The 25,508-nt window shown below is 73.1% G+C and carries 24 protein-coding genes and 1 tRNA gene; 19 read left to right on the top strand and 6 right to left on the bottom strand.

The genetic code is table 11. From position 1 onward, the window contains the following. The first annotated feature begins 27 nt into the window (after window positions 1-27). From galU to ACIPW5_RS13130, 7 genes are all read left to right on the top strand, one after another. Window positions 28-930 (top strand): UTP--glucose-1-phosphate uridylyltransferase GalU, encoded by a 903-nt coding sequence (galU, locus tag ACIPW5_RS13160; RefSeq protein WP_401244087.1) that lies wholly within the window; start codon window positions 28-30, stop codon window positions 928-930. Between the two features lie 4 nt (window positions 931-934). Further along, a complete protein-coding gene (gene glp, locus ACIPW5_RS13155) occupies window positions 935-2,278 on the top strand; it encodes a gephyrin-like molybdotransferase Glp (protein ID WP_401244085.1) in 1,344 nt (447 codons plus the stop codon). An 80-nt stretch (window positions 2,279-2,358) separates the two neighbouring features. After that, window positions 2,359-2,838, top strand: a complete 480-nt coding sequence (gene moaC / locus ACIPW5_RS13150) for a cyclic pyranopterin monophosphate synthase MoaC (protein ID WP_401244083.1) — start codon at window positions 2,359-2,361, stop codon at window positions 2,836-2,838. Then, complete coding sequence (locus ACIPW5_RS13145) at window positions 2,835-3,425, top strand: molybdenum cofactor biosynthesis protein B (RefSeq protein WP_401244081.1); 591 nt, start codon at window positions 2,835-2,837, stop codon at window positions 3,423-3,425. The genes moaC and ACIPW5_RS13145 overlap by 4 nt, the downstream gene beginning before the upstream one ends. A 17-nt stretch (window positions 3,426-3,442) precedes the next feature. Continuing rightward, window positions 3,443-4,063: a GNAT family N-acetyltransferase gene (locus ACIPW5_RS13140; protein WP_401244080.1), complete on the top strand. Its 621-nt coding sequence runs from the start codon at window positions 3,443-3,445 to the stop codon at window positions 4,061-4,063. Between the two features lie 154 nt (window positions 4,064-4,217). Further along, entirely contained in the window at window positions 4,218-5,246 is a 1,029-nt protein-coding gene (locus tag ACIPW5_RS13135; protein ID WP_401244078.1) for a hypothetical protein, read from the top strand. Window positions 5,247-5,324: 78 nt separating this feature from the next. Further along, window positions 5,325-5,398, top strand: a tRNA-Ala gene (locus tag ACIPW5_RS13130). A 167-nt stretch (window positions 5,399-5,565) separates the two neighbouring features. Here the strand turns inward: ACIPW5_RS13130 and ACIPW5_RS13125 are convergent. Continuing rightward, on the bottom strand, window positions 5,566-6,054 hold the full coding sequence (locus ACIPW5_RS13125) for a DUF4265 domain-containing protein (protein ID WP_401244076.1): 489 nt from the start codon (window positions 6,052-6,054) through the stop codon (window positions 5,566-5,568). Between the two features lie 38 nt (window positions 6,055-6,092). Then, window positions 6,093-6,593, bottom strand: coding sequence for a hypothetical protein (locus ACIPW5_RS13120; RefSeq protein ID WP_401244075.1), 501 nt, complete (start codon window positions 6,591-6,593; stop codon window positions 6,093-6,095). A gap of 114 nt (window positions 6,594-6,707) precedes the next feature. Between ACIPW5_RS13120 and ACIPW5_RS13115 the strand changes: the two genes are divergently transcribed. Then, on the top strand, window positions 6,708-8,024 hold the full coding sequence (locus tag ACIPW5_RS13115) for a CoA transferase (protein WP_401244073.1): 1,317 nt from the start codon (window positions 6,708-6,710) through the stop codon (window positions 8,022-8,024). Between the two features lie 31 nt (window positions 8,025-8,055). On the opposite strand, the gene ACIPW5_RS13110 is transcribed toward ACIPW5_RS13115, so the two are convergent. Then, window positions 8,056-8,562 (bottom strand): GNAT family N-acetyltransferase, encoded by a 507-nt coding sequence (locus ACIPW5_RS13110; RefSeq protein WP_401244071.1) that lies wholly within the window; start codon window positions 8,560-8,562, stop codon window positions 8,056-8,058. Between the two features lie 38 nt (window positions 8,563-8,600). Here ACIPW5_RS13110 and ACIPW5_RS13105 point away from each other — a divergent pair, with 38 nt between their 5' ends. Then, on the top strand, window positions 8,601-9,404 hold the full coding sequence (locus tag ACIPW5_RS13105) for an exodeoxyribonuclease III (RefSeq protein WP_401244070.1): 804 nt from the start codon (window positions 8,601-8,603) through the stop codon (window positions 9,402-9,404). A gap of 73 nt (window positions 9,405-9,477) precedes the next feature. Here the strand turns inward: ACIPW5_RS13105 and ACIPW5_RS13100 are convergent, their stop codons facing one another. Further along, complete coding sequence (locus tag ACIPW5_RS13100; protein WP_401244383.1) at window positions 9,478-10,203, bottom strand: MerR family transcriptional regulator; 726 nt, start codon at window positions 10,201-10,203, stop codon at window positions 9,478-9,480. A 233-nt stretch (window positions 10,204-10,436) separates the two neighbouring features. Between ACIPW5_RS13100 and ACIPW5_RS13095 the strand changes: the two genes are divergently transcribed. From ACIPW5_RS13095 to ACIPW5_RS13080, 4 genes are all read left to right on the top strand, one after another. Beyond that, window positions 10,437-12,041 carry a flavin-containing monooxygenase gene (locus ACIPW5_RS13095; protein ID WP_401244068.1) on the top strand — a complete coding sequence of 535 codons (1,605 nt, stop codon included), beginning with the start codon at window positions 10,437-10,439 and terminating at the stop codon, window positions 12,039-12,041. Continuing rightward, complete coding sequence (locus tag ACIPW5_RS13090; RefSeq protein ID WP_401244067.1) at window positions 12,038-13,021, top strand: alpha/beta fold hydrolase; 984 nt, start codon at window positions 12,038-12,040, stop codon at window positions 13,019-13,021. Before ACIPW5_RS13095 ends, ACIPW5_RS13090 begins: the two co-directional genes overlap by 4 nt. Continuing rightward, the gene (locus ACIPW5_RS13085; RefSeq protein ID WP_401244065.1) at window positions 13,018-13,902 is read left to right on the top strand and encodes an SDR family oxidoreductase; all 885 of its coding nucleotides are present in this window, start codon (window positions 13,018-13,020) and stop codon (window positions 13,900-13,902) included. The genes ACIPW5_RS13090 and ACIPW5_RS13085 overlap by 4 nt, the downstream gene beginning before the upstream one ends. Window positions 13,903-13,978: 76 nt before the next feature. Beyond that, on the top strand, window positions 13,979-14,167 hold the full coding sequence (locus ACIPW5_RS13080; protein ID WP_401244063.1) for a hypothetical protein: 189 nt from the start codon (window positions 13,979-13,981) through the stop codon (window positions 14,165-14,167). A gap of 172 nt (window positions 14,168-14,339) precedes the next feature. Here ACIPW5_RS13080 and ACIPW5_RS13075 read toward each other — a convergent pair whose 3' ends face one another. After that, a complete protein-coding gene (locus ACIPW5_RS13075; protein WP_401244062.1) occupies window positions 14,340-17,603 on the bottom strand; it encodes a S41 family peptidase in 3,264 nt (1,087 codons plus the stop codon). Between the two features lie 238 nt (window positions 17,604-17,841). Here ACIPW5_RS13075 and ACIPW5_RS13070 point away from each other — a divergent pair, with 238 nt between their 5' ends. Together ACIPW5_RS13070 and ACIPW5_RS13065 are read left to right on the top strand one after the other, a co-directional pair. After that, entirely contained in the window at window positions 17,842-18,420 is a 579-nt protein-coding gene (locus tag ACIPW5_RS13070; protein WP_401244381.1) for a TetR/AcrR family transcriptional regulator, read from the top strand. A gap of 192 nt (window positions 18,421-18,612) precedes the next feature. After that, the gene (locus ACIPW5_RS13065) at window positions 18,613-20,817 is read left to right on the top strand and encodes an MMPL family transporter (RefSeq protein WP_401244060.1); all 2,205 of its coding nucleotides are present in this window, start codon (window positions 18,613-18,615) and stop codon (window positions 20,815-20,817) included. A gap of 170 nt (window positions 20,818-20,987) precedes the next feature. Here ACIPW5_RS13065 and ACIPW5_RS13060 read toward each other — a convergent pair whose 3' ends face one another. Continuing rightward, window positions 20,988-21,374 (bottom strand): SsgA family sporulation/cell division regulator, encoded by a 387-nt coding sequence (locus ACIPW5_RS13060; RefSeq protein WP_401244058.1) that lies wholly within the window; start codon window positions 21,372-21,374, stop codon window positions 20,988-20,990. Window positions 21,375-21,549: 175 nt separating this feature from the next. Here ACIPW5_RS13060 and ACIPW5_RS13055 point away from each other — a divergent pair, with 175 nt between their 5' ends. The 4 genes from ACIPW5_RS13055 (at window position 21,550) to ACIPW5_RS13040 (ending at window position 25,498) form a co-directional block, all read left to right on the top strand. Then, on the top strand, window positions 21,550-22,611 hold the full coding sequence (locus ACIPW5_RS13055) for an energy-coupling factor ABC transporter permease (RefSeq protein ID WP_401244056.1): 1,062 nt from the start codon (window positions 21,550-21,552) through the stop codon (window positions 22,609-22,611). A 1-nt stretch (window position 22,612) separates the two neighbouring features. Then, complete coding sequence (cbiQ, locus tag ACIPW5_RS13050) at window positions 22,613-23,374, top strand: cobalt ECF transporter T component CbiQ (protein WP_401244054.1); 762 nt, start codon at window positions 22,613-22,615, stop codon at window positions 23,372-23,374. Next, window positions 23,362-24,171, top strand: a complete 810-nt coding sequence (locus tag ACIPW5_RS13045; protein WP_401244052.1) for an energy-coupling factor ABC transporter ATP-binding protein — start codon at window positions 23,362-23,364, stop codon at window positions 24,169-24,171. The genes cbiQ and ACIPW5_RS13045 overlap by 13 nt, the downstream gene beginning before the upstream one ends. A gap of 163 nt (window positions 24,172-24,334) precedes the next feature. Continuing rightward, on the top strand, window positions 24,335-25,498 hold the full coding sequence (locus ACIPW5_RS13040; RefSeq protein WP_401244050.1) for a serine hydrolase domain-containing protein: 1,164 nt from the start codon (window positions 24,335-24,337) through the stop codon (window positions 25,496-25,498). Window positions 25,499-25,508 lie beyond the last annotated feature (10 nt).

Below are 25,508 nucleotides of genomic sequence, written 5' to 3'. Positions count from 1 at the left end.
GCGGTGTGACCCACTATCGTTCTGCCCATGACTCAGTCGCACCCAGTGATCAAGAAGGCCGTCATCCCGGCTGCGGGGCTCGGCACTCGGTTCCTCCCGGCGACCAAGGCGACCCCCAAGGAAATGCTCCCGGTCGTGGACAAGCCGGCCATCCAGTACGTCGTCGAGGAAGCCGTCTCGGCCGGGCTGGACGACGTCCTCATGATCACCGGCCGTAACAAGCGGGCCCTCGAAGACCACTTCGACCGGAACTACGAGCTCGAATCGGCTCTGATCGCCAAGGGTGACGACGACCGGCTGAAGAAGGTCCAGGAGTCGAGCGACCTGGCCACCATGCACTACGTCCGCCAGGGCGACCCCCGCGGCCTCGGCCACGCCGTCCTGTGCGCCGAGCCGCACGTGGGCGACGAGCCCTTCGCCGTCCTCCTCGGCGACGACCTGATCGACCCCCGCGACCCGCTGCTGCGCCAGATGGTCGACGTCCACGCCCGCACCGGCGGCACCGTCATCGCGCTGATGGAGGTCGACCCGTCCAGCGTGCACCTCTACGGCTGCGCCGCCGTCGAGCCGACCGGCGAGGACGACGTCGTCCGCATCACGGGACTCGTCGAGAAGCCGGAGCCGGCCGAGGCGCCGAGCAACTACGCCGTCATCGGACGCTATGTCCTCCACCCGGCGATCTTCGGCATACTGCGGGAGACCGAGCCGGGCCGCGGCGGGGAGATCCAGCTCACCGACGCCCTGCAGAAGCTGGCCGCCGACGAGACCGTGGGCGGCCCGGTGCACGGCGTGGTCTTCCGGGGCCGCCGCTACGACACCGGGGACCGCGGGGACTACCTGCGGGCCATCGTCCGACTCGCGTGCGAACGTGAGGACCTGGGCCCGGAGTTCCGCACCTGGCTTCACCGTTACGTCACGGAGGAGATGTAGGACCTTGAGCAGTTCCGCACCGCAGGACGCCGGCCACCACCGTCTGTGGTCGGTGGACGAGCACCTCGCGGACGTCCTCGCCGCCGTCCGGCCGCTGGAGCCCATCGAGCTCCAGCTCCTGGACGCCCAGGGCTGTGTCCTGGTCGAGGACGTCACCGTGCCCGTCGCCCTGCCGCCCTTCGACAACAGCTCGATGGACGGGTACGCCGTCCGAACGGCTGACGTCCAGGGTGCGAGCGAGGAGTTCCCCGCGGTGCTCGCCGTCATCGGCGACGTAGCGGCGGGCAGCGGCGAGCTGCCCACCGTCGGCCCCGGCCAGGCCGCCCGCATCATGACCGGCGCCCCGCTGCCGCCCGGCGCGGAAGCCGTCGTACCGGTCGAGTGGACCGACGGCGGCACGGGCGGCGGCGCCGCCTCCGGGATGACCCCGGCCAGCGCCGCGCCCGAGGGCGCGGCCGGCGAGGTGCGCGTCCACCGCGCGGCCGAGGCGCGGGCCCACGTCCGCGCCCGCGGCAGCGACGTACAGGCCGGCGACCTGGCGCTCGCCGCCGGCACCGTCCTCGGCCCCCCGCAGATCGCGCTGCTGGCGGCGATCGGACGCGGCACCGTGCGGGTCCGGCCCCGCCCGCGCGTGGTCGTCCTGTCCACCGGCAGCGAGCTGGTCCAGCCGGGTGAGGCGCTGACCGCCGGGACGATCTACGACTCGAACAGCTTCGCGCTCGCCGCCGCCGCCCGCGACGCCGGCGCCATCGCCTACCGCGTCGGCGCGGTCGCCGACGACGCCGACACCCTGCGCTCCACCATCGAGGACCAGCTGATCCGAGCAGACCTGCTCGTCACCACGGGCGGCGTCTCCGTCGGCGCCTACGACGTGGTCAAGGAGGCCCTGACCACCGTCGGCTCCGGCGACGGCGACGAGCCCTCCGGCAGCGGCGTCGACTTCCGCAAGCTCGCCATGCAGCCCGGCAAGCCGCAGGGCTTCGGGACCGTCGGCCCCGACCACACCCCGCTGCTGGCCCTGCCCGGGAACCCGGTGTCCTCGTACGTCTCCTTCGAGCTGTTCGTGCGCCCCGCGATCCGGACCCTCATGGGCCTGCCGGAGTCCGAGGTGTCCCGGCCCAGCGTGCGCGCCGTGCTCAAGGCCGACCGGCCGCTCGGCTCCCCGGCGGCCCGCCGCCAGTTCCTGCGCGGCACGTACGACGCCGAGGCCGGCACCGTCACCCCGGTCGGCGGATCGGGCTCGCACCTGATCGCCGCGCTCGCGCACGCCGACTCGCTGATGGTCGTACCGGAGGACGTCACCTCGGTGGAGCCCGGGGCCGAGCTGGAAGTGATCCTGCTCGGCTGAGCGGCGCCCGGTGCGGGTAGCGTGTTGCATCACACAGGCCCCAGGCTCCAGGGGGCCCGGAGCGGGAGCGGCACGCAGATATGAGTACGCAGAGCAGGCTGACGCACATCGACGAGGCCGGCGCGGCCCGGATGGTCGACGTGTCCGAGAAGGACGTCACCACCAGGACGGCGCGGGCCAGCGGACGCGTCCTCGTCTCGCCGCGGGTGATCGAGCTGCTGCGCGGCGAGGGCGTGCCGAAGGGCGACGCCCTCGCCACCGCGCGGATCGCCGGGATCATGGGGGCCAAGAAGACCCCCGACCTGATCCCGCTCTGCCACCCGCTCGCGGTCTCCGGGGTGAAGGTCGAGCTGGAGGTCGCCGACGACGCCGTCGAGATCCTCGCCACCGTCAAGACCACCGACCGTACGGGCGTCGAGATGGAGGCGCTGACCGCGGTCGCCGTGGCCGGCCTCACCGTGATCGACATGGTGAAGGCCGTGGACAAGGGCGCGGTCATCACCGACGTGCGGGTGGAGGAGAAGACCGGCGGCAAGTCCGGCGACTGGACCCGCGCGTGAACCCCCCGCGCGGTGGCGAGGCCCACGGCCACGGTCACGGTGACGGGACGGCGGCGCCGGGCGAGGCCGCCCCGCGGCCTCCGGTGGGGCGGGCCCTGGTCGTCACCGCCTCGAACCGGGCCTCGCAGGGCGTGTACGCCGACAAGGGCGGTCCGCTGCTCGCCGGGGCGCTGGAGGAGCTCGGCTTCACCGTCGACGGCCCGCGCGTGGTGCCGGACGGCGATCCCGTCGAGGCGGCGCTGCGCGAGGGCGTGGCCGGAGGCTACGACGTCATCCTGACCACCGGCGGCACCGGCATCTCGCCGACCGACCGGACCCCGGACGCCACCGCCCGCGTGCTGGACTACGAGGTCCCGGGCATCCCGCAGGCCATCCGTGCGGAGGGCCTGGCCAAGGTGCCCACCGCCGCCCTGTCGCGGGGCCTGGCGGGCGTGGCGGGCCGCACCCTGATCGTGAACCTGCCCGGTTCCACGGGCGGGGTGAAGGACGGCCTCGCGGTGCTGGCGCGGATACTGCCCCACGCGGTCGACCAGCTGCGGGGCGGCGACCACCCCAGACCCGACGCGGCGCCCGGGAGCCCGAGCTGAACGGCCCCTCCTGGCCGGTGGTGCTGGCGGACGGCGATGTCACGCTCCGGCCGATAAAGCTGCGGGACCAGCGCGCCTGGCGCGAGGTCAACCAGCGCAACCGGGACTGGCTGCGGCCGTGGGAGGCGACGATCCCGCCGCCCGCGCCGTGGGGCCCGGTCATCCAAAGGCCGACATATCGACAGATGGTCCGCCACCTGCGGGCGGAGGCGAACGCGGGCCGCATGCTGCCCTTCGTCATCGAGTACCAGGGGCGGCTGGTCGGTCAGCTGACGGTCGCCGGGATCACCTGGGGCTCGATGTGCGCCGCCCACGTGGGCTACTGGGTGGACCGGGACGTGGCCGGCCGCGGGGTGATGCCGACGGCGGTCGCGCTCGCCGTGGACCACTGCTTCCAGCGGGTCGGGCTGCACCGGATCGAGGTGTGCATCCGCCCGGAGAACGCACCCAGCCGCCGCGTCGTGGAGAAGCTCGGCTTCCGCGAGGAGGGGCTGCGGCCGCGTTATCTCCATATCGACGGGGCGTGGCGCGACCACCTGGTCTTCGCGCTGACCGCCGAGGAGGTTCCGCAGGGGCTGCTGCGCCGCTGGCACCGCACGCGCAAGCGGGAGAGTCCGCCGCCGACACCCGCCCCGTAAAGCAGGTAATCGCAAAAGCGTTCGAATTGCTGGCCGATTCGCCCATAACCTGATCCGAAGAATCACAAAAAAAGTCGGTGATATCAGCCGGATCGTGCGACACACCGGCCCAATTGGCTGATCCCCCCGGGCGCGCCCCTCTACGGTGTGAGGTGTGAGCAGCAGCGGCCTCATCTACGCAGTCATTGTCGGGGCCTGGGCCGCCTACTTGGTGCCCATGTGGCTCCGGAGGCAGGACGAGCTGAACGAAGCACGTCCGACGGAACGCTTCTCCACCGCCATCCGGCTGCTTTCCGGCCGGGCGGGAATGGAGCGCCGTTACGCCAAGGGGCTGCGTGAGCGCGGTGAGGATCAGGCGGAGGCCCAGCCCCACGCGGACCCGGAAGCGGCGACGGAAACGGTGAATTCCGTGGACGCCGACGCCCGGGCCCTCGGCGTGTCCCCGACCAGGGCGGAACCGAGATCGGCCGAGGCCGAGCGGGTCCGCCGACAGCAGCGCCTCCAGGTGCTCGCACGCCGCCGGCGCACCACGGCGCTCCTCTTCCTCGGCTTCAGCGGCGGTGCGGTCGCCGCGGCCGTCTGCGGGATCCGCTACTTGTGGGCCCCGGCCGTCCCTGCGCTGCTGCTGAGCGCCTACATCGTGCACCTGAGGGTCCAGGAGCGGCGGCGCTACGAGTTCACGATGGACCGGCGGCGCGCCGAGGCGGCCGCCCGCAGCCTGCGGGAGAACCGTGCCCCGCGCCACCGCGAGCAGCCCGAGCCCGCCGCGGGCTCCGGCGCCGAACCGGATCCGGCCCCGCCGGTCTCCCCGCAGGAGGCCGGGCGCCGGGCGCTCGTCGAGCAGACCGACCACGCCGAGTGGGTGGACCAGCAGCGTGAGCGCGAGCGCGGCCCGGCCCGCGGCGACAGCTGGGAGCCGGTGCCGGTCCCGCTGCCGACGTACGTGACGGCCCCGGTCGCCCCCCGCGCCACCGGCCCGGTCAACCCGGACGGCTGGAGCGCGGCCCGCTCCAGCGCCGCCGAGCCCACCGACCCCCGCCTGCGCGCCCAGCCGGCCGTACCGAAGCCGGCGGACCCGGCCCAGCCGCCCGCCCCGCCCCGCCCCCGGGGCCGCGACCTCGGCCGTACCCCGCTCTTCGACCAGTACGAGAGCGACGACCGCCCGCGCGCCGCGAACGAGTGACGGGTGACCTGCGAGGACCCTCCGGACAACGCGTTTTGGAGCACCCGCGCGGGGATGCTAATGTTTCACACGTCGCAAGGGCCTGTGGCGCAGTCTGGTAGCGCACCTCGTTCGCATCGAGGGGGTCTGGGGTTCAAATCCCCACAGGTCCACAGACGACAGTTCTTGAGTAGCTCTCAAGAATCGTCACGAGATCCCGTTCCGCCGAAAGGCGGGGCGGGATCTCGGCGTTTCAGGCTGTCCGTGTCCCAAGAGATCCGCCTCCCCGTCCCGGCCGGCCTCCCACCACCATGTGGTGGTGGACTTGTCGATCGTTCCGTCAGGCCTGGGCAGCGGCGTGCCAGGCGGCGGTGACACACCCTTCCTCCCAGTGCCACCACCCCAATGCCTCACCGTGCTCCAAGAGCTCGTGGATTCGCGGCAGGTCCGCCCCGGGCGGGACGTCCAGGGCCACCATCCGGTACCGCTCGATCCCCTCGCCCGTCGTACCGAGGCGGCGGAAGGCCTCCAGCACGTTCTGCCGGGCGGCTGCGGAGCCGTCGCCCTTGAGCACGATCAGCCGGATCGTGCAGTTCTGGGACGGGCGGACCGTTTCCCCGGCCCAGCGGACGCCTTCTCCGTCGCGCTCCACCCCGATGACGTCCCCGCTGGCGACTCCGCGTACGAACCAGGGCGTGTTGTCCAATCGCACCGTGCCGTCGCCGAGGTCCGTGGCCCATAGGCTCTCGACGCTCGCAGGCGGCCAGCCGTCCTCGTCCACGTCCATCCGGAAATGGATCTTCACGTGGTCGCCGCTGATGTCCGTCACCGGACCATCTTCCCCGCTGTACAGCAGTCGCCCGCTCCTCATCCCTGCTTCCGGGGAGGGAGGATCGCGTGGGCTCTCCAGTGCTCGGGGTCACGCGGTCCGGCAAGCGCCTGGACGAACCGACCTGCCGCCGTCTCGAAAGCGTCGGCCAGCGACGTCGCTCCGGCGACGGTCCGGTCGACGGGGTCGACGTAGTGGGCGTTGTGCTCCACTTCGCACCAGCAGGCCACGCTGATGGCCGACCAGACACGGAGAAGGCCCTCCTCGGTCCACTCCACGTCGAGCGAGAGCGCAAGCCAGTCGCTGCCTTCGTCATAGAGGGAGACCTCGGTCAGGAGGATCTCCGGTGTGCCCGCCACGGACCGTCCCGGGAAGATGACGTGCTCGGGGAACCACTCCCACACCAGGCGTTTCCCCGGTACCAGGGCGCCATCGATCTCGGCTGCCGAACGTGCAAGGCGGCCGAGGTCGGCGGCACCGGCGTCTGGGAAGAGGGCCTCCAGGGGCACGGCTTCGAAGGTCCCGCTCGGCGTGTTCATGGGCATGAGCATGAGGATCGGCTGGTACGGGGGCAAGGACCCCCGGAAGGATTTCCTGGGCACCGTACGCGCGCGGCCGGTTGGGCCGTCGGTGGGGAGCGTCAGAATGGGCGCATGGTGAACGGGGACGGGGCCGTCGTGCAGGCGTGGGAAGCGCTGGGCGGGGCCGGTGAGTTGGCGGGGCGGGTTGGGTTCCGGGGGGCGAGCGGGCTGGAGGGGTCGCTGCCGGTGCGGGAGTTGGCGCGGGCCTGCGTCGGGGTGTGCGGGCTGGCGGCGGCCGAGCTGGCCGCCGTACGGGCCGGCGGTACGGCGCTGGACGCGGCTGCGGTCGTGGTGGACGAGGGGGCCGTGGCCACCGCGTTCGTCAGCGAGCGGCACCTGCGGGTGGAGGGCCGGGCGCCGGTGGGCTTCGCGCCGCTGTCCGGGTTCTGGCGGGCCGCCGACGGGTGGGTCCGGACCCACGCCAACTACCCCCACCACCGGGCGGCCCTGGTCCGGGCGCTCGGCGTGCCCGGGACCCCGGAGGCGGTGCGGGAGGCCCTCGCCGGCCGGAGCGCCGCCGCGGCGCAGGAGGCGGTGTACGCGGAGGGCGGGCTCGCCGTCGCCGTCGCGGGGGAGTACGGGGAGCCGCAGCCGCTGGTGGAGTGGGTACGGGGGCCCGGCGGCGGCCGGCCGCCGGGGCCGGGCGCGCTGCCCGCGTCCGGGGTGCGGGTGCTGGACCTGACCCGGGTCATCGCCGGGCCCGTCGCCACGCGGACCCTGGGGGTGCTGGGCGCCGACGTGCTGCGGATCGACTCCCCGGGCCTGCGCGAGGCGGACGACGCGCACGCGGACACCGGCTTCGGGAAGCGTTCCGCGCTGCTGGACCTCGGGGCCCCGGCCGGCCGGGCGGCGCTGGAGGACCTGCTCGGTGCCGCCGACGTGGTGGTGACCGGGTACCGTCCGGGCGCGTTGGAACGGTTCGGGCTGGGCGCGGAGGAGCTGCTGGAGCGGTTCCCGCGGCTGGTGGTGGCGCAGCTGTGCGCGTGGGGGTGGAGCGGCCCCTGGGCGGGGCGCCGGGGCTTCGACTCGCTGGTGCAGGCGGGGTACGGGATCGCCGCGCGGTGCGCGGGGGAGGACGGGACCCCCGGCGTGCTGCCGGCGCAGGCGCTGGACCACGGCACGGGCTACCTGGTGGCCGCGGGCGTGCTGCGGGCCCTGGCGGAGGGCGGCGGCCGGGCGCTGCGGTTCTCCCTCGCCGGGACGGCGTCGTGGCTGGTGCGGGAGGTTCCGGCGGCGGGGCCGGCGGTGCCGGGCTACGCGCCGGAGCCGTGGCTGCGCGAGGCGGAGTCCGGCTACGGGGTGCTGCGGTACGCCGCGAGCCCCTTCGGGGACTGGGGGCGGGGGCCGTCCCGGTGGGGCGCGGACCGGGCGGTCTGGCTCGACCGGTGACCGCGGTGGTGGGACGGGCCCCGCGGGGCGGTCAGGAGCCGGCGGCCGCCCGGAGCGGCTTCGCCATGCAGCGGCTGGACGGGTAGTCGCGGTAGTAGCCGAACTTCTCGGACAGGGCGTAGCCCGAGGAGAGGTAGAGGGCGATGGCCTCCGGCTGCTTGTCGCCGGTCTCCAGGACCATGCGGCTGCGGCCGGCCGCGAGGGCGTCCGCCTCCAGCTCCGCCAGGATGCGGCGGGCCAGGCCCAGGCCGCGCGCCTGCGGGACGACGTACATGCGCTTGATCTCGGCGTCGCCGTCCGAGTAGCCCTCGTCGTTCTTCTCCTGGCCGCGCCAGGCGCCGCTGGCCACCGGGGTGCCGGCCGCGTCGTAGGCGAGCAGGTAGAGGCCCTGTGGCGGAAGGAACATCGCGGGGTCGAGGAAGGTGGCGTCGCCCTCGCCGTCGTAGCGCTGCCGGTATTCGACCTGGACCTGCGCGTCGAGCGCCGCCGCGTCCGGGTGGTCGTACGGTACGGCGCGGATGTTTATACCGTGAGACATTCGAATATCGTACGGATCCCTCCCGCTATGGTGCAGGGATGCTCACCGTGACCTCCGTGAATGTGAATGGGATCCGCGCCGCCGCCAAGAAGGGGTTCGTGGAGTGGCTCGCCGGATCCGACGCCGACGTCGTGTGCCTCCAGGAGGTGCGTGCCGAGGAGCCGCAGATCCCGGCGGAGGCCAGGGAGCCCGAGGGCTGGCACACCGTGTTCGCGCCGGCCGCCGCCAAGGGCCGGGCCGGCGTCGCGCTGTACACGCGGCGGGCGCCCGAACGGGTGCAGGTGGGCTTCGGCAGTGACGAGTTCGACACGAGCGGCCGCTACGTCGAGATCGACCTGCCCGGTGTCACCGTCGCCAGCCTGTACCTGCCCTCCGGGGAGGCGGGCACCGAGAAGCAGGACGAGAAGTACCGGTTCATGGAGGAGTTCCTCGGCTACCTCGGGGAGCTGAAGGCGCGGGCCGCCGCCGACGGGCGGGAGGTCGTGGTGTGCGGCGACTGGAACATCTGCCACCAGGAGGCCGACCTCAAAAACTGGAAGACGAACCGCAAGAACGCGGGCTTCCTGCCCGAGGAGCGGGAGTGGCTGGGCAAGGTGTACGGGGAGGCCGGCTACGTCGACGTCGTGCGCGGGCTGCACCCGGACACGGAGGGGCCGTACTCGTGGTGGTCCTACCGGGGCCGGGCCTTCGACAACGACGCGGGCTGGCGCATCGACCTCCAGGTCGCGACCCCGGGGCTGGCGGCGAAGGCCGTGAAGGCCTTCGTCGAGCGCGCCGAGACGCACCCGGAGCGCTGGTCGGACCACGCGCCGGTGACGGTGGTCTACGAGCTCGGCGTCTGAGGGGCGGTCGCGGCGCCGGCGGTGGTGCCGCGCCGTCGGGCGTCCCCGGGTGCACGCGGTGTGCCCGGGGCGGTTACGGCGCCTCGGTGGCCTCGGTGGCCTCGGTGGCCTCGGCGGCCTCGGGGCGGTCCGGGCCGGGGGGCCGGGTGCGCTGCTGGTGCAGGCGGTCCATCGCCATCGTCAGCTCCGCCTCGACCACGCTCTTGGCCAGCGGGCGCAGCCGGGTGACGGCCTCCGCCCCGAGGTGGGCGGAGATCAGCCCGGTGAACAGCTCCGCCAGCGCGTCGGCGTGTTCGCGGACCCGGCGGCCCGACTCCAGCACCGCCGCGAGCGGGACGCCTTCGCGGACCAGTGCCGAGGAGACGTCCAGCAGGCGTCGGCTGACGTGCACGATCGCCTCGCCGTCGGTGGCGACGTAGCCGAGGTCGAGTGCGGCCGCCAGGTTCTCCGGGGTGACCTCGCCCTCGAAGTAGTCGGCCAGCACCTCGGGCGAGAGCCGGACCGGGGTCTCCTCCGAGCCGCCGAGCCCGAGCAGCTCGCCGAGCTGGCCGACGTCGCGGCCCTTCTCGAAGGCGGCGGTCAGTTCGGCGATGCCGCCGAGGGTGTGGCCGCGGTCCAGCAGGGCGGCGATCGTGCGCAGCCGGGCCAGGTGTCCCTCGTCGTACCAGGCGATGCGGCCCTCGCGGCGCGGCGGCGGGAGCAGCTTGCGCTCGCGGTAGAAGCGCAGCGTGCGCACCGGGATGCCGGCCGCCTCGGCCAGCTCCTCCGCCCGGTACTCGCGCCGGCGTTCGCGCTCCACGGGTTCCACGGCGGGCCGCGCCCCTCTCGTCACCGGTCTGTCCACACCCGCAGCCTAGGGGGTGCCCCGTGGATCACGGCCGGCTCCGGTCCGCAGGAGGCCGTTGGGGGTACTCGCGGTAACTTTCCGGGCGCGACCCCTACCCATGGGTACGGAGCTGCTCTACCCTCCCGATTGTGCCAGTGATTGCTGGCAACGTTGCGGTTCGGATTGCGGTGCGGAAGGCGGCGGGCATGGGCGGCAGCACGGTCGGCAAGGGCAGGAAGGTCGGCAAGGGCGCGCGCGAGCACGTACGGGTGGCGGTGATCGGTTCCGGCTTCGGCGGGCTCGGCGCCGCCGTCCGGCTGCGGCGCGAGGGGATCACCGACTTCGTCGTACTGGAACGGGCCGACTCCGTCGGCGGCACCTGGCGCGACAACAGCTACCCCGGCTGCGCCTGCGACGTACCGTCCCACCTCTACTCCTTCTCCTTCGCCCCCAACCCCGACTGGCCGCGGACCTTCTCCGGGCAGCCCGCCATCCGCGCCTACCTGGAGCACGTCGCCGACACCTTCGGGCTGCGCCCGCACATCCGGCTCGGCCACGAGGTCCTGATGATGCGCTGGGACGCGCAGGAGCTGCGCTGGGAGATCGAGACCTCGGCGGGCGCGCTGACCGCCGACGTCGTGGTGTCGGCGACCGGGCCGCTGTCCGACCCCAAGATGCCCGAGATCCCCGGGCTCGCCGAGTTCCCGGGCAAGGTCTTCCACTCCGCCCGCTGGGACCACGACTACGACCTGAGCGGCAAGCGCGTCGCCGTCGTCGGCACGGGCGCCTCCGCGATCCAGATCGTGCCGGCCATCGCCCCGAAGACGGCCCGCCTGACGCTCTTCCAGCGCACCGCGCCGTGGGTCATGCCGCGCACCGACCGGGCCATCAGCACCGTCGAGCGCTGGCTGCACCGCCAGCTGCCGTTCACCCAGTCGGCCCGGCGCGGGCTGCTGTGGGGGATCCGGGAGCTCCAGGTCAGCGCGTTCACCAAGCGGCCGAACCAGCTCGGGCTGATCGAATCCCTGGCCAAGGCCAATATGGCGCGCTCCATCAAGGACCCGGCGCTGCGGGCCAGGCTGACGCCCGACTACCGGATCGGCTGCAAGCGGATCCTGCTCTCCAGCGAGTACTACCCGGCGCTGGCCCGCCCCGACGTGGACGTGGTCGCCTCGGGGCTCAAGGAGATCAGGGGGTCGGTGCTCGTCGCCGCCGACGGGAACGAGACCGAGGTGGACGCGATCGTCTTCGGCACCGGCTTCCACGTCACCGACATGCCGATCGCCGACCGGGTGGTGGGCGCCGACGGGCAGACCCTCGCGGACGCCTGGAAGGACGGGATGCAGGCGCTGCGCGGGGCGACCGCCGCGGGCTTCCCCAACTGGATGACGATCATCGGACCGAACACCGGTCTCGGCAACAGCTCGATGATCCTGATGATCGAGTCCCAGCTGAACTACATGGCGGACTACCTGCGCCAGCTCTCCCTCCTCGACGGCGGCAGCCTCGGCGGGCGCACCGCGCTCGCGGCCAGGCCCTCCGCCGTCAACCAGTGGAACCGCCGCGTCCAGGCGCGGATGGAGCGGACGGTGTGGAACACCGGCGGCTGCACCAGCTGGTACCTCGACTCCCAGGGCCGCAACACCACGGTGTGGCCGGGCACGACGGGTGAGTTCCGGCGCGCCACGTTGACGGTCGACCTGGGCGAGTACGAGGTCGTACGCGTACGCGACCGCGAGCGCGGCCGGGTCCCGGCCCCTGCGGCGGGCCCCGCCGCCGCTCCGGCGGGCGCCGCGGAGGGAGCCGCGTGAGCCGGCCCGGTCACGTCACCGCCGGGCGGTACGCGCCCCCGGCGGCGGCCCGCGAACTGGTCGCCGTATCCGCCGACGGGTCCCGGCTGCACGTGGAGGTGCACGGCGCGGAAGGGGCACCGGCCGTGGTGCTCTCCCACGGCTGGACCTGCTCCACCGCCTTCTGGGCGGCGCAGATCCGGGACCTGGCCCGTGACCACCGGGTCGTCGCCTACGACCAGCGCGGTCACGGCCGCAGCCCGGCGGCCGCCGCCTACAGCACCACCGCCCTCGCCGACGACCTGGCCGCCGTGCTGGCGGCCGCCCTCGCCCCGGGGGAGCGGGCCGTGATCGCCGGGCACTCGATGGGCGGCATGACCGTCATGGCCGCCGCCGGTCGCCCCGAGTTCGCCGAGCACGCCGCGGCCGCCCTGCTGTGCAGCACCGGCAGCTCGCGGCTGGTCGCGGAGGCGACCGTACTGCCGTTGCGCGCCGGGCGCGCGAGGACCCGTACGACCCGCGCGGTGCTCGGCTCGCGCGCTCCCCTCGGGCCCGTCACGCCCGTCGCCCGCGCGGTCCTCAAGTACGCCACCATGGGCCCCGGGTCCGCGCCCGACCGGGTGGAGGCCTGCGCCCGCATCGTGCACGCCTGCCCGCCGCGGGTGCGCCACGCCTGGTCCGAGGTGCTGGCGGGGCTGGACCTGGACGCCGAACTGGCCCGGCTGACCGTGCCGACCGCCGTCATCGCCGGCCGGGACGACCGGCTCACCCCCGTCGCGCACGCCCGGCGGCTCGCGGTGGCGCTGCCGCACTGCGTGGGCCTGACCGAACTCACCGGCATGGGGCACATGACCCCCGTCGAGGCACCCGAGGCCGTCACCGGCGCCGTGCGCGAGCTGACGGGCCGCTACCTCGGCACTCCCTCCGCACCGTCCGCCGCCGCACCGTCCGCCCCCGCTGCATCCGCCGCATCCGCCGCAGAGAAGGAGAAGACCGCGTGAGCGCTCGCAGGAGTCTGGAAGGCCAGGTCGCCGTCGTCACCGGCGCCGCCCGCGGGGTCGGCGAACTGCTCGCCCGCAAGCTGTCCGCGCGCGGCGCCAGGATCGCGCTGGTCGGCCTGGAGCCGGAGGCGCTCAAGGAGGTCTCCGGCCGGCTGCACACCGACAGCGACCACTGGCACGCCGACGTCACCGACCACGAGGCCATGGCCCGGGTCGCGCGGGAGGTCAAGGAGCGGTTCGGAAAAGTCGACATCGTCGTCGCCAACGCGGGCGTCGCCGCCGGCGGCCCGTTCGGGGACTCCGACCCCGAAGCCTGGCGCCGCGTCATCGAGGTCAACCTGATCGGCGGGGCCGTCACGGCCCGCGCCTTCCTGCCCGTCCTGATGGAGAGCCGCGGCTACTTCCTCCAGATCGCCTCGCTCGCCGCGATCACCCCGGCGCCGATGATGACGGCGTACTGCGCCTCCAAGTCCGGCGTCGAGGCCTTCGCGCACTGCCTGCGCGCCGAGGTCGGCTACAAGGGCGTCGGGGTCGGCGTCGGCTACCTCTCCTGGACCGACACCGACATGGTGCGCGGCGCCGACCAGGACGAGGTCATGCGCGAACTGCGGCAGCGGCTGCCGTGGCCCTCGAACCGCACCTACCCGCTGGGTCCGGCGGTCGACCGCATCGTCGCCGGCATCGAACGGCGCTCCGCGCACGTGTACGCGCAGTGGTGGCTGCGCGGCATGCAGGGCGTCCGCGGCTACCTGCCGGCGGTCATCGCGACGGCCGGGAAGCGCGAGATGAAGCGCTTCGAACCGAGGCTCGCCGAGGTGTCGAAGGGGCTCGTGGGGGCGGGCGGGGCGGCTGACGAGCAGCAGCGTTCCGGGCGCCGCTGATCGAAATGCGTGCTTTGTGGCTGCGTGTCAGTCTGGTCGAGGCCCAACCACCGACACCCCGTACGGAGTGAGAAGCATGGGTATCAAGGACCAGTTCCAGGACAAGGCCAACGAGCTCAAGGCACGTGCCGAGCAGGCCACGCAGGGCGCCAAGGACGAGATGTCCGAGCGCACCGCGAAGGCCAAGCAGCAGAAGAAGGACATGAGGTCCACGTCCCGGCAGTCGGTCGACGACGTCAGGGGCGAGCTCGACGACCGGACCTGAAGTCCGGGAACGGTCCGCGCAGCACCTTCAGAACCTTCAGAACCTTCGGGTCCGACTGCTACCGGGCCCTGACACGTTGCACACAGCGCCGAGGGGCGCGGTCCGCACCGAGGAGGTCCGGACCGCGCCCCTTCCGCTGCTTCTCCTGTGTCTATTTGTCTACTCCCGTTGTCTACTCCCGCGGCGGCAGCTTCGGACGCCGGCGGTCCGGTACGTCGGTGTAGCCGGGCGGCACGGCCGCCGGGTCCTGCTCCAGCAGCTCCAGCGCCAGGTGCACGGCGTCGTCCAGCTGGGCGTGGCGCCCCTCCGCCCAGTCGAGCGGGGTGCGCAGGATCGGGAGGTCCGGCTCCACGCCGTGGTTCTCCACCGACCAGCCGTACTCGGGGAACCAGGCGGCGTTCATCGGCACGGTGATCACCGTGCCGTCGCCCAGGGTGTGCCGGCCGGTCATCCCGACCACCCCGCCCCAGGTGCGCTGGCCCACCACCGGGCCCAGGCCCAGCAGTTTGAACGCGGCGGTGATCATGTCCCCGTCGGAGGAGGTCGCCTCGTCGGCCAGCGCCACGATCGGGCCGCGGGGCGCGTTGGACGCGTACGAGACCGGCTGCGCGTTGCGCGTCAGGTCCCAGCCGAGGATCGATCGGGTGAGTTTTTCGACGACGAGTTCACTGATGTGCCCGCCCGCGTTGCCGCGCACGTCCACGATCAGGGCGGGCCGGGACATCTCCATGCGCAGGTCGCGGTTGAACTGCGCCCAGCCGGAGCCGCCCATGTCGGGGATGTGCAGGTAGCCGCAGCGTCCGCCGCTGACCTCGCGCACCACGGCGCGGCGTTTGGAGACCCAGTCCTGGTAGCGCAGCGGGCGTTCGTCGATCAGCGGGACGACCGCGACCCGGCGTGCCCGGCCCTCGCCCTCGGCGGGCCGGAAGGTGAGTTCGACGGTGGTGCCGCCGGCCGCGGACAGCAGCGGGTAGGGGCCGGTGAGCGGGTCCACCGGGCGGCCGTCGATGTGGGTGAGGACCGCGCCCTCGCGGATGCCGGTGCCCGCGAGCGGGGAGCGGGCCTTGGAGTCGGAGGACTCGCCGGGCAGGATCCGCTTGACGACCCAGCCCTCCTCCCGGTGCACGAGGTTGGCGCCGAGCAGCCCGATGGCCCGCTGGTAGTGGGGCGGGCCCTCGTTGCGGCGGGCGGGGGAGACGTACGCGTGCGAGGTGCCGAGTTCGCCGAGGACCTCGCGCAGCAGGTCGGCGAACTCGTCCGGGGAGGCGACGCGTTCGACGAGGGGCCGGTACTGGCGCAGCACGCCTTCCCAGTCGATGCCGCACATCTTCGGCTCCCAGAAGTACGCCTGGATGAGCCGGCCGGCCTCCTCGAAGGCCTGGCGCCACTCGGCCGCCGGGTCCACCTCGTGCAGGATGCGCCGCAGGTCGAGGTAGACGGTGGAGTCGCCGTCACCCGATTCGGTGGCCGGCACGGCGCGCAGGTCACCGTCGTCGTTGACGACGAGCCGGGTGCCGTCGCCGCTGACCGCGAACCAGTCCAGTCCTGAAGCCAGTTCGGTCTTGCGGGCCTTGGTCATGTCGAAGTGCTCGAGCGTCGGCTTGCCGCTGGTGTCGGCCGGGTTGGCGAAGGTCTCGCCGAGCGCGCCGGAGATCGGCCAGCGCAGCCAGACCAGTCCGCCGCCGTGCACGGGGTGCAGGGCCGAGTACTTCGACGCGGAGACGGGGAAGGGCGTGACCCGGCTCTCCAGGCCCTCGACCTCGACCGTGACCGTGCCGTCGGCCTCGCCGGGCTCCCCCTCGACCGGGTCGAGCCCGCCCGCCGCGGGCCGGCCGTCGGGGGAGAAGGCGAAGGGGGAGGGGGTCGCCGAGGAGAGGGGCACCAGGTAGGGGCGGCAGCCCAGCGGGAAGGACAGGTCGCCGGTGTGCACGTCGTACACCGGGTCGAAGCCGCGCCAGGACAGGAAGGCGAGGTAGCGGCCGTCCCGGGTGAAGACCGGGTTCTCGTCCTCGAAGCGGCCGTTGGTGACGTCGACGATGACGCGCGCGCCGGGTCCGGAGATCTTCGCCATCTTGATCTGCCGCAGGGTGCGTCCGATGCCGGGGTGCGACCAGGTCAGCCAGCAGCCGTCGGGGGAGAAGGCGAGGTCGGTGACGGGTCCGTTGATGGACCGGATGAGCTCGGTGACCTCTCCGTTGGACTCCTCCGTCGCGTCGAGCAGCAGCAGCCGCCCGTCGTTGGAGGCGATGGCGAGCCGCTCGCCGTCGGGGTCGGACAGCAGTTCCGTGACGCGGCCCAGTTCGCCCGAGGCCAGCCGGCGCGGCTCGCGGTCGCCGGAGGCGCGCGGCAGGTAGGCGATCTCGATCGCGTCCTCGCCCTCGGCGTCGGTGACGTACGCGACCTGCCCGCCGCTGCCGAGCATCTCGGGCAGCCGTACCCGTACGCCGGGGGTGTCGGCGATGGTGCGGGCCGGCCCGTCGCGGTGGGTGAGCCAGTACAGGCTGCCGCGCACGACGACGGCGCTGGCCCGGCCGGTGGTGTCGACGGACAGCGAGTCGACGTTGCTGGCGGCCGGTACCTGGTACGTACGCCGCCCCGCGCGCGGGCCGCCGAGGCGGACCGGCAGCTTGCGCGGCGAGGCGCCCTCGTCGAGGGAGTCCACGAGCCAGACGTCGCCCGCGCACTGGTAGACCACGCGGGAGCCGTCGCTGGAGGCGTGCCGGGCGTAGAACGCGTCGTGGTCGGTGTGGCGGCGCAGGCCGGTGCCGTCGGGCAGGCAGGAGTAGAGGTTGCCGATGCCCTCGTGGTCGGAGAGGAAGGCGATCCGGCCGCCGACGAACATGGGGGATTCGAGGTGTCCTTCGATGTCCTCCAGGAGCCGCTGCCCGTGCAGCCAGAGCCGGCCGGTGGCCCCGCCGCGGTACCGCTTCCAGGCGGCGGGCTCGTGCGGGGGCTTGCCGGTCAGCAGCAGGCTGCGGTGTTCGCCGTCGACGTCGGCGACCTGGATGTCGGAGACCGGGCCCCAGGGCAGGCGGCCGCCGGGGCTGCCGTCGGTGGGCAGCTTGTACGCCCAGGAGTAGTAGGAGAAGGGCTGGCCGTGCGAGGAGACGGCGAGGACGTTGCCGTCCGGGTCCCAGCCGCAGACCCGGGTGTCGGTAGAGCCCCAGTGGCTGAGCCGGCGGGCGGGGCCGCCGTCGACGGGGGCGAGGTGGATCTCCGGGTCGAGGCTGCGCCAGGTGGTGAAGGCGATGTGCCGGCCGTCGGGGGAGAAGCGCGGGTGGCCGACCCGGGTGCGGTCGACGGTGATGCGCCAGGCGCGGCCGGGGGTCTGGCCCTCGGGGACCAGGGGGGCGACCCAGAGGTCGTCTTCGGTGGCGAAACACAGCAGGTCGTCGTGCAGGTGCGGGAAGCGGAGGTACGCGACGTCGTGACTCACCCCCCAATGCTTTCCGCGCCGAGGGGGCCCGGCAACTCGTACAGGTGACCGCGTGTCGCCCGGCCGGGTGAGGTGCGGGGTGCCGCGCGGGCCGCGTTCCGGGGCGTGACCCACACCACGCCGCTATCGAAACGGAACGGTTTCGTTTCGTTAGCCGGGGAGGTAGGCTCTGAGGAGTACGGAACCGTTTCGTTCGGAGGAGGCAGGGATGAAGGCGAGTTGCCGGGTGACCGACGTCATGTCGGCCCGCCGCAGCCGGATCACCCCCGAACGGGAAGCCGAACTCCACGGGGCGGTCCTCGACCTCCTGCGCGAGGTCGGCTACGAGGCGCTGACCATGGACGCCGTCGCGGCCCGTACCAAGTCCAGCAAGGCCACCCTCTACCGCCAGTGGGGGAGCAAGCCGGAGCTGGTCGCCAAGGCCCTGCGATGTACCCAGCCGGTCTCCCTGCGGGAGATCGACACGGGCACCCTGCGCGGGGACTTCGCGATGATGGTCGAGCGCTCCGACGACGCGCAGATGGCGAAGGACACCGCACTGATGCGGGGCCTGGCCCATGCCGTCCACGAGAGCCCGGAGCTGCACCGGGCACTGCGCGACCTGCTGGTGGACCCGGAGATCAACGGTCTCCAGGCGATGCTGCAGCGCGCCGTCGAGCGCGGCGAGATCAGGCCGGACTGCCCGGCCCTGGACTTCGTGCCGCACATGCTCATCGGGGCGTTCATCGCACTGCCGCTGATCGAGGACCGGTCCGTCGACCGGGCCTTCCTCGGCCAGTTCATCGACGCCGTGGTCTTCCCCGCCCTCGGCGTCTGACGTCCCGACCGGGTACTTCGCCCGGGGCCGGATCCAGATCCCCGGCCGCACCACCGTGCGAAGTACAGCTCCCCAGAAGTACAGAACGTCCTTCCTGCTGCTCCTGACACGCCGCTCTCGTCGTCGGGCCGGCTTTCCACGCCCTGATCCGACCCGGATCCATCCCACGACCTGAAACGGGAGAACCACGACGTGGCCACCTTCCTCTACCGGCTCGGGCGCGGCGCCTTCAGGCGCCGCGGCCTGGTCGCCCTCGTATGGGTGGCGCTGCTCGTCGCCGCGGGCTTCGGCGCCGCGACGGCCTCCGCGCCCACCTCCGGCTCGTTCTCGATACCCGGCACGGAGGCCCAGAAGGCCTTCGACCTGCTGGACGAGAAGTTCCCGGGCATGTCCGCCGACGGCGCGACCGCCCGCATCGTCGTCAAGGCCCCGGCGGGCGCCAAGGTCACCGACCCGGGCCCCAAGGCCGAGGTCGAGAAGCTCATCTCCGGCCTGAAGGACGGCGACGGCGCCGGCCAGGTCGCCAGCGTCGACGACCCGTACCAGACGAAGGCGGTGAGCCAGGACGGCTCCACCACCTACGTCACGGTGAAGTACAAGGTCAGCGGCATGGAGCTGAAGGACGACACCCGAGAGGCGCTCAAGGACTCGGGCCACGCGGCCCAGCAGGCCGGCCTCCAGGTGGAGATCGGCGGCGACGCGCTGATGGAGGCCCCGGAGACGGGCTCCGGCGAGGCCATCGGCATCCTGGTCGCCGGCATCGTCCTCGTCATCACCTTCGGCTCGCTGGTCGCCGCCGGGCTGCCGCTGCTGACCGCCCTGATCGGCGTCGGCATCGGCGTCTCCTCGATCACCGCGCTCGCCAACGTCCTGGACCTCGGCTCCACCACCTCCACCCTCGCGATGATGATCGGCCTCGCGGTCGGCATCGACTACGCGCTCTTCATCGTCTCCCGCTACCGCGTGGAGCTCGCCGAGGGCCGGGAGCGCGACGAGGCCGCCGGCCGCGCCGCCGGAACCGCCGGCTCCGCCGTGGTCTTCGCCGGTCTGACCGTGGTCATCGCCCTGGTGGGCCTGGCCGTCGTCAACATCCCGATGCTGACGAAGATGGGTGTCGCCGCCGCCGGAACGGTGGTCATCGCGGTGCTCGTCGCCCTGACGCTGGTCCCGGCGATCCTCGGCTTCGCGGGCCGGAAGGTGCTGCCCGCCGGCGAGAAGAGCAAGCTGTTCGGCAAGGGCCGCCCGGCCGACGCCGAGCCCAAGGCCAACGGCGGCACCCGCTGGGCCCGCTTCGTGCTGCGCCGCCCGGTGACGGTGCTGCTGGCCGGTGTGATCGGCCTCGGCGTCATCGCGATCCCGGCGACCAAGCTGGAGATGGGCCTGCCGGACGACGGCTCCAAGCCGGTCTCCACCAGCCAGCGCAAGGCGTACGACCTGCTGTCCGAGGGCTTCGGCCCCGGCTTCAACGGCCCGCTGATGGTGGTCGTCGACGGCGACAAGGCGCTGGCCGACCGCACCGCCGACCGGATCAAGGGCCTGGACGGGGTGGCGGCAGTGATGCCCCCGCTCCAGAACGAGGCCAAGGACGCCGCGATCGTCAGCGTGATCCCGAAGGACCGGCCGTCCTCCACCGAGACCGAGGACCTGGTCCACAAGATCCGCGAGGGCAACGGCAAGGACGTGTTCGTCAGCGGCCAGACCGCGATGAACATCGACTTCTCGCAGAAGATGAACGACGCGCTGCTGCCCTACCTCGCGCTCGTCGTCGGCCTCGCCTTCCTGCTGCTGATGCTGGTCTTCCGCTCGATCCTGGTCCCGCTCAAGGCGGCCCTCGGCTTCCTGCTGTCGGTCGTCGCGGCCCTCGGCGCGGTCGTCGCGGTCTTCCAGTGGGGCTGGCTCGGCTCGGTCTTCGGCGTGGAGCAGACCGGTCCGATCATGTCGATGATGCCGATCTTCATGGTGGGCGTGGTCTTCGGCCTGGCCATGGACTACGAGGTCTTCCTGGTCACCCGCATGCGTGAGGCGTACGTCCACGGCGAGCGGCCGGGTCAGGCCGTGGTGACGGGCTTCCAGTACAGCGCCCGCGTGGTCGTGGCCGCCGCCGTCATCATGATCGCCGTGTTCTCCGGCTTCCTCGGGGCCAGTGACTCGATGGTGAAGATGATCGGCTTCGGCCTGGCCGTCGCCGTCCTCTTCGACGCCTTCGTGGTCCGCATGGCCATCGTCCCGGCGGTGCTGGCGCTGCTCGGCCACAAGGCCTGGTGGCTGCCGAAGTGGCTCGACCGGATCCTGCCCAACGTGGACGTGGAGGGCGAGAGCCTGCGCAAGCACCTCGGGGAGCAGGAGGCCGGCTCGCCGGAGGACCCCGACAAGCAGCGCGAGCTCGTCAACGCCTGAGGCACCGCCTGACGCGGGCGCCCGGCGCGGCGCCTGCCGAGGCGGCGCCCACGTGGCGTCCGCGCCAACGCCGGGGTCAACGCCCGGGTCAACGCGACGCCCGGGAAGTCACACCTGCAGAACGCCGGCCCCGTACCTGGAACCCCAGGTGCGGGGCTGGTGGCGTTCCGCTAGGCCGTCCGGGTGGTGGCGTACGTACGGCGCAGGAAGCGGCGCAGTGCGGAACTGTCGAACTGGAGGACGGCGACCCCCTCGGGCGAGTGGAACTCGACGACCGCCTGGACGCGCCCGCAGGGCCAGACGCGCACGTCACCGCTCCCCGAGGGGGCCAGCAGGCCGGCCTCCAGGAGGGCGAGCGGGAAGACCCACTCGTTGTCGGTCTCCTCGGGGGACAGCTCGGCGGGGAAGACGACGCGCACGGCCAGCGGCTCGGCGGGGGTGAACCGCAGGGCCACAGGAATGGCCCGGTAGAGGGGGTCGTCGGTGATCACGCGGGCGCGCACCCGCTCCTCGACGGCGGTCGCGGTCGCTGCTGGATTCTCGGCGGTGGCTGACATCGACAAGACTCCTCGAAATCGGAACATTTGCGTCCGTTTGTCCGTCCAGCCTCGCACATTCCGACGAAACCGCACGGCTCTATTTGTGACCTGCCCGCTCTTGCCAACTGTTTGCAACTGGGCACTACTCTTGAACGGTTAAAGACTTTGTGAGGAAGAGGAACCGGAGCCCTCCATGCATGTGCCCGACGGATTCATCAACGCACCCGTCTCGGTGGCCGCAGGAGTAGCGGCCGCCACCGCTGTCGGGGTCAGCCTGCGCGGCGCCCGCCGCGAGCTCGACGAACGCACCGCCCCGCTGGCCGGCCTCGTCGCCGCCTTCATCTTCGCCGTGCAGATGCTGAACTTCCCGGTCGCCGCCGGCACCAGCGGCCACCTCCTCGGAGGGGCCCTCGCCGCGATACTCGTCGGCCCCTACACCGGCGTGCTGTGCGTGTCCGTCGTCCTGCTGATGCAGGGCATCCTCTTCGCCGACGGCGGCCTCACCGCCCTCGGCGTCAACATCTCGGTCATGGCCGTGGTGACCGTGGTCGTCGCCTACGCCGTCTTCCGCGGACTCCTCAAGCTGCTGCCCGCCGGCCGCCGCTCGGTCACCGTCGCCGCCTTCGCCGGCGCCCTGCTCTCCGTGCCCGCCGCGGCCGCCGCCTTCACCCTCCTCTACGCCCTGGGCGGCACCACCGACGTCCCGATCGGCAAGGTCCTCACCGCCATGGTCGGCGTCCACGTCCTCATCGGCATCGGCGAGGCCGCCATCACCGCCGCGACCGTCGGCGCCGTGATCGCCGTACGCCCCGACCTGGTCCACGGCGCGCGCGGCCTCGCCGCCCCGCTGAAGCTGCGCGTCGGCGGCGAACTGGTCGACGCCCCCGCGCCCGCCGCCACCCCGGTGCCCGCCGCCGCCCGCTCCACCCGCAAGGTCTGGCTGACCGGCCTGGCCGCCGCCCTCGTACTGGCCGGCTTCGTCTCCTTCTACGCCTCCGCCAGCCCCGACGGCCTGGAGAAGGTCGCCGCCGACAAGGGCATCGACACCAAGGTCGAAGAGCACGCCGCCGCGGGCTCCCCGCTCGCCGACTACGGCGTCAAGGACGTCTCCGACGCCCGCCTGTCCGGCGGCCTCGCGGGCGTCATCGGCGTCGGCGCGACCGTCGCCGTCGGCACCGGAGTGTTCTGGGCGGTCCGCCGCCGCCGCGCCCAGGACCTGACCGCGACGTCCACGGCCGCCCCGTCGGCCGGCTGACATGGGGGCCGGCCACGCGCACAAGCTCTACCGGCACGGGCACTCGCCCGTGCACGAGCTGCCGCCGCACTGCAAGATCGCCGCGACGTTCGCGTTCGTGGTCGCCGTCGTGTCCACCCCGCGCGAGGCCATGTGGGCCTTCGCGGGGTACGCGGTCCTCCTCACCGGCGTCGCCGTGGCGGCCCGGATCCCGGCGGGCTTCATGCTGCGGCGGATGCTGATCGAGGTGCCGTTCGTCCTCTTCGCCGTGCTCATGCCCTTCGTGGCCCAGGGCGAACGGGTGGAGGTGCTCGGCATGTCCCTGAGCGTCTCCGGCCTCTGGGGCGCCTGGAACGTGCTGGCCAAGGGCACCCTCGGCGTGGCCGCCTCCGTGCTGCTCGCCTCCACCACCGAACTGCGCGCCCTGCTGCTGGGACTCCAGCGGCTCAAGCTGCCGCCGCTCCTCGTGCAGATCGCCTCCTTCATGATCCGGTACGGCGACGTCATCACCGACGAGCTGCGCCGCATGTCCATCGCCCGGCGCTCGCGGGGGTTCGAGGCGCGCGGCGTCCGGCACTGGGGGGTGCTCGCGAAGACGGCGGGCGCCCTCTTCATCCGCTCCTACGAGCGCGGCGAGCGGGTCTACCTCGCCATGGTCAGCCGCGGCTACGCCGGCTCCATGCCGGTGATCGACGACGTCACGGCCACTCGCGCCCAGTGGGCGTACTCGGCCGTGCTCCCCGTGACGGCGCTCGCCGTCTGTCTGATGGGATGGACGCTGTGACGTCTTCTTCCGCCCCTTCCGCCCCCTCCTCCTCCCCTTCGGCCGACGCCGCGGCTCCTTCGCTGGAGGTGTCCGGGGTCGCCTACGCCTACCCCGACGGGCACCAGGCCCTCTTCGGGGTCGACCTCACCGTCGGCCGCGGGGAACGGGTCGCGCTGCTCGGCCCCAACGGCGCGGGGAAGACCACCCTCGTGCTGCACCTCAACGGCATCCTCGGCGGAGGGGTCGGCTCGGTGAGCGTGGCCGGACTGCCCGTGGAGAAGCGGAACCTCGCCGAGATCCGGCGCCGGGTGGGCATCGTCTTCCAGGACCCCGACGACCAGCTGTTCATGCCGACCGTCCGGGAGGACGTGGCCTTCGGTCCGGCGGCCGCCGGCCTGCGGGGCGCGGAGCTGGAGGAGCGCGTGCGCGAGGCGCTCGAACTGGTCGGCATGGCCGGCTTCGCCGACCGTCCTCCGCACCACCTGTCCTTCGGCCAGCGGCGGCGGGTGGCGGTGGCGACCGTGCTGGCGATGCGGCCCGAGATCCTCGTCCTGGACGAGCCCTCCTCGAACCTGGACCCGGCCTCGCGGCGCGAGCTCGCCGACATCCTGCGCTCGCTGGACGTGACCGTCCTGATGGTGACCCACGACCTGCCGTACGCGCTGGAGCTCTGCCCGCGCTCGGTGATCCTGAGCGAGGGCGTCATCGCCGCCGACGGGCGCACCCGGGACCTGCTGTGCGACGACGCGCTGATGCGGCAGCACCGGCTGGAGCTGCCGTTCGGCTTCGACCCGCGGTCGGTGGCGGCGGCGTAGGACGGCGGGCGGCGGGCGGCCGGGGCGCTGGAGCCATCCCGGGCGGCTAATGTCACACGGTCGACGTGTGGCATTAGCCGGCGGTGCTGGGTGGTGGGTGCCGGGTGGTGGCGCGGGTGCGTGGCCGCGGCATAAGCGGAGGCCGGCGGTTGTTGGCCTGCTCGTGAACATCCAGGGTGCGGTGACCGAGGGCTTCGAGCCCGTCAGAGACGCCTTCGCGCGCAACTTCGAGGTCCTCGGGGACCGGGGTGCGGCCGTGGCCGTGTACCGGGACGGCCGCAAGGTCGTCGACCTGTGGGGCGGTACGAAGGACGCGGACGGCGACGCCGCCGGGCCCTGGGCCGAGGACACCGCGACCATCGTGCGCTCCGCCACCAAGGGCGTGGCCGCCGCCGTCCCGCTGCTGCTGCACCAGCGCGGACTGCTGGACCTGGACGCGCCGGTCGGCTCGTACTGGCCCGAGTTCGAGGCGGGCGGCAAGGAGAAGGCGCTGGTGCGCCACCTCCTCGCGCACCAGGCCGGCGTGCCCGCACTGGACCGGGGGCTCACCACGGCGCAGGCCGCCGACGGGGTGAGCGGGGCCCGCGCGGTCGCCGCGCAGCAGGCCTTCTGGGAGCCGGGTGCCGAGCACGGCTACCACGCGCAGACCTTCAGCTGGTTGGTCTCCGAGCTGGTGCTGCGGGCCACGGGCCGCACCGTCGGGGGGATCCTGGCGGAGGAGATCGCCGAGCCGCTGGGGCTGGACTTCTGGATAGGCCTGCCGGAGGGCGAGGCGCCGAGGGTGGGCCGGGTGGCGCCGGTGGAGCCGCCGGCGAGTGCGGGGCTGCTGAAGACCCGGCCGAGGAGAAACGTTTCGGAGGCGTACGCCGACCCGGAGTCCCTCACCCGCCGCGCCTTCGCGGCCATCGATCCCCTGCCGGACGAGAACGACCCCGCCTACCAGGCGGCCGAACTGCCCGGTTCCGCAGGCATCGGCACGGCCCGCGCCCTGGCCCGCTTCTACGGGGCCACCATCGGCGTGGTGGAGGACGGGGCGCGGATCTTCACCCCCGCCACCACCGCGCTGGCCGGTACGGAGTTCGCGTCCGGCCCGGACCGGGTGCTGGTCGTGAACACGCGCTTCGGTCCGGGCTACATGCTGCACGGGCCGGCGTCGCCGCTGCTGTCGCCGGCCTCCTTCGGGCACCCGGGGCGGGGCGGGTCACTGGCCTTCGCGGACCCGGAGTCGGGGATCGGCTTCGGTTACGTCACCAACGCCCACGCCAAGTCGGTCACCGCCGACCCGCGTGCGCAGGCGCTGGTGCGGGCGCTGCGGTCCTGCCTCTGACGCGGGGGTT

The sequence above is a fragment of the Streptomyces sp. NPDC090077 genome (assembly GCF_044747545.1).
In the GTDB taxonomy this organism is placed as follows: Bacteria; Actinomycetota; Actinomycetes; order Streptomycetales; family Streptomycetaceae; genus Streptomyces.
This window is presented reverse-complemented; position numbering and strand designations above follow the sequence as displayed.

What these genes read in the sequence shown, in the direction of transcription:
- ACIPW5_RS13080 (WP_401244063.1), top strand. Translation starts at nt 13,979, where the DNA reads ATGGGTATCAAGGACCAGTTCCAGGACAAGGCCAACGAGCTCAAGGCA.
- galU (WP_401244087.1), top strand. Translation starts at nt 28, where the DNA reads ATGACTCAGTCGCACCCAGTGATCAAGAAGGCCGTCATCCCGGCTGCG.
- ACIPW5_RS13115 (WP_401244073.1), top strand. Translation starts at nt 6,708, where the DNA reads ATGGTGAACGGGGACGGGGCCGTCGTGCAGGCGTGGGAAGCGCTGGGC.
- cbiQ (WP_401244054.1), top strand. Translation starts at nt 22,613, where the DNA reads ATGGGGGCCGGCCACGCGCACAAGCTCTACCGGCACGGGCACTCGCCC.
- ACIPW5_RS13070 (WP_401244381.1), top strand. Translation starts at nt 17,842, where the DNA reads ATGTCGGCCCGCCGCAGCCGGATCACCCCCGAACGGGAAGCCGAACTC.
- ACIPW5_RS13045 (WP_401244052.1), top strand. Translation starts at nt 23,362, where the DNA reads ATGGACGCTGTGACGTCTTCTTCCGCCCCTTCCGCCCCCTCCTCCTCC.
- ACIPW5_RS13095 (WP_401244068.1), top strand. Translation starts at nt 10,437, where the DNA reads ATGGGCGGCAGCACGGTCGGCAAGGGCAGGAAGGTCGGCAAGGGCGCG.
- ACIPW5_RS13105 (WP_401244070.1), top strand. Translation starts at nt 8,601, where the DNA reads ATGCTCACCGTGACCTCCGTGAATGTGAATGGGATCCGCGCCGCCGCC.
- ACIPW5_RS13060 (WP_401244058.1), bottom strand. Translation starts at nt 21,374, where the DNA reads ATGTCAGCCACCGCCGAGAATCCAGCAGCGACCGCGACCGCCGTCGAG.
- moaC (WP_401244083.1), top strand. Translation starts at nt 2,359, where the DNA reads ATGAGTACGCAGAGCAGGCTGACGCACATCGACGAGGCCGGCGCGGCC.
- ACIPW5_RS13110 (WP_401244071.1), bottom strand. Translation starts at nt 8,562, where the DNA reads ATGTCTCACGGTATAAACATCCGCGCCGTACCGTACGACCACCCGGAC.
- ACIPW5_RS13120 (WP_401244075.1), bottom strand. Translation starts at nt 6,593, where the DNA reads ATGAACACGCCGAGCGGGACCTTCGAAGCCGTGCCCCTGGAGGCCCTC.
- ACIPW5_RS13055 (WP_401244056.1), top strand. Translation starts at nt 21,550, where the DNA reads ATGCATGTGCCCGACGGATTCATCAACGCACCCGTCTCGGTGGCCGCA.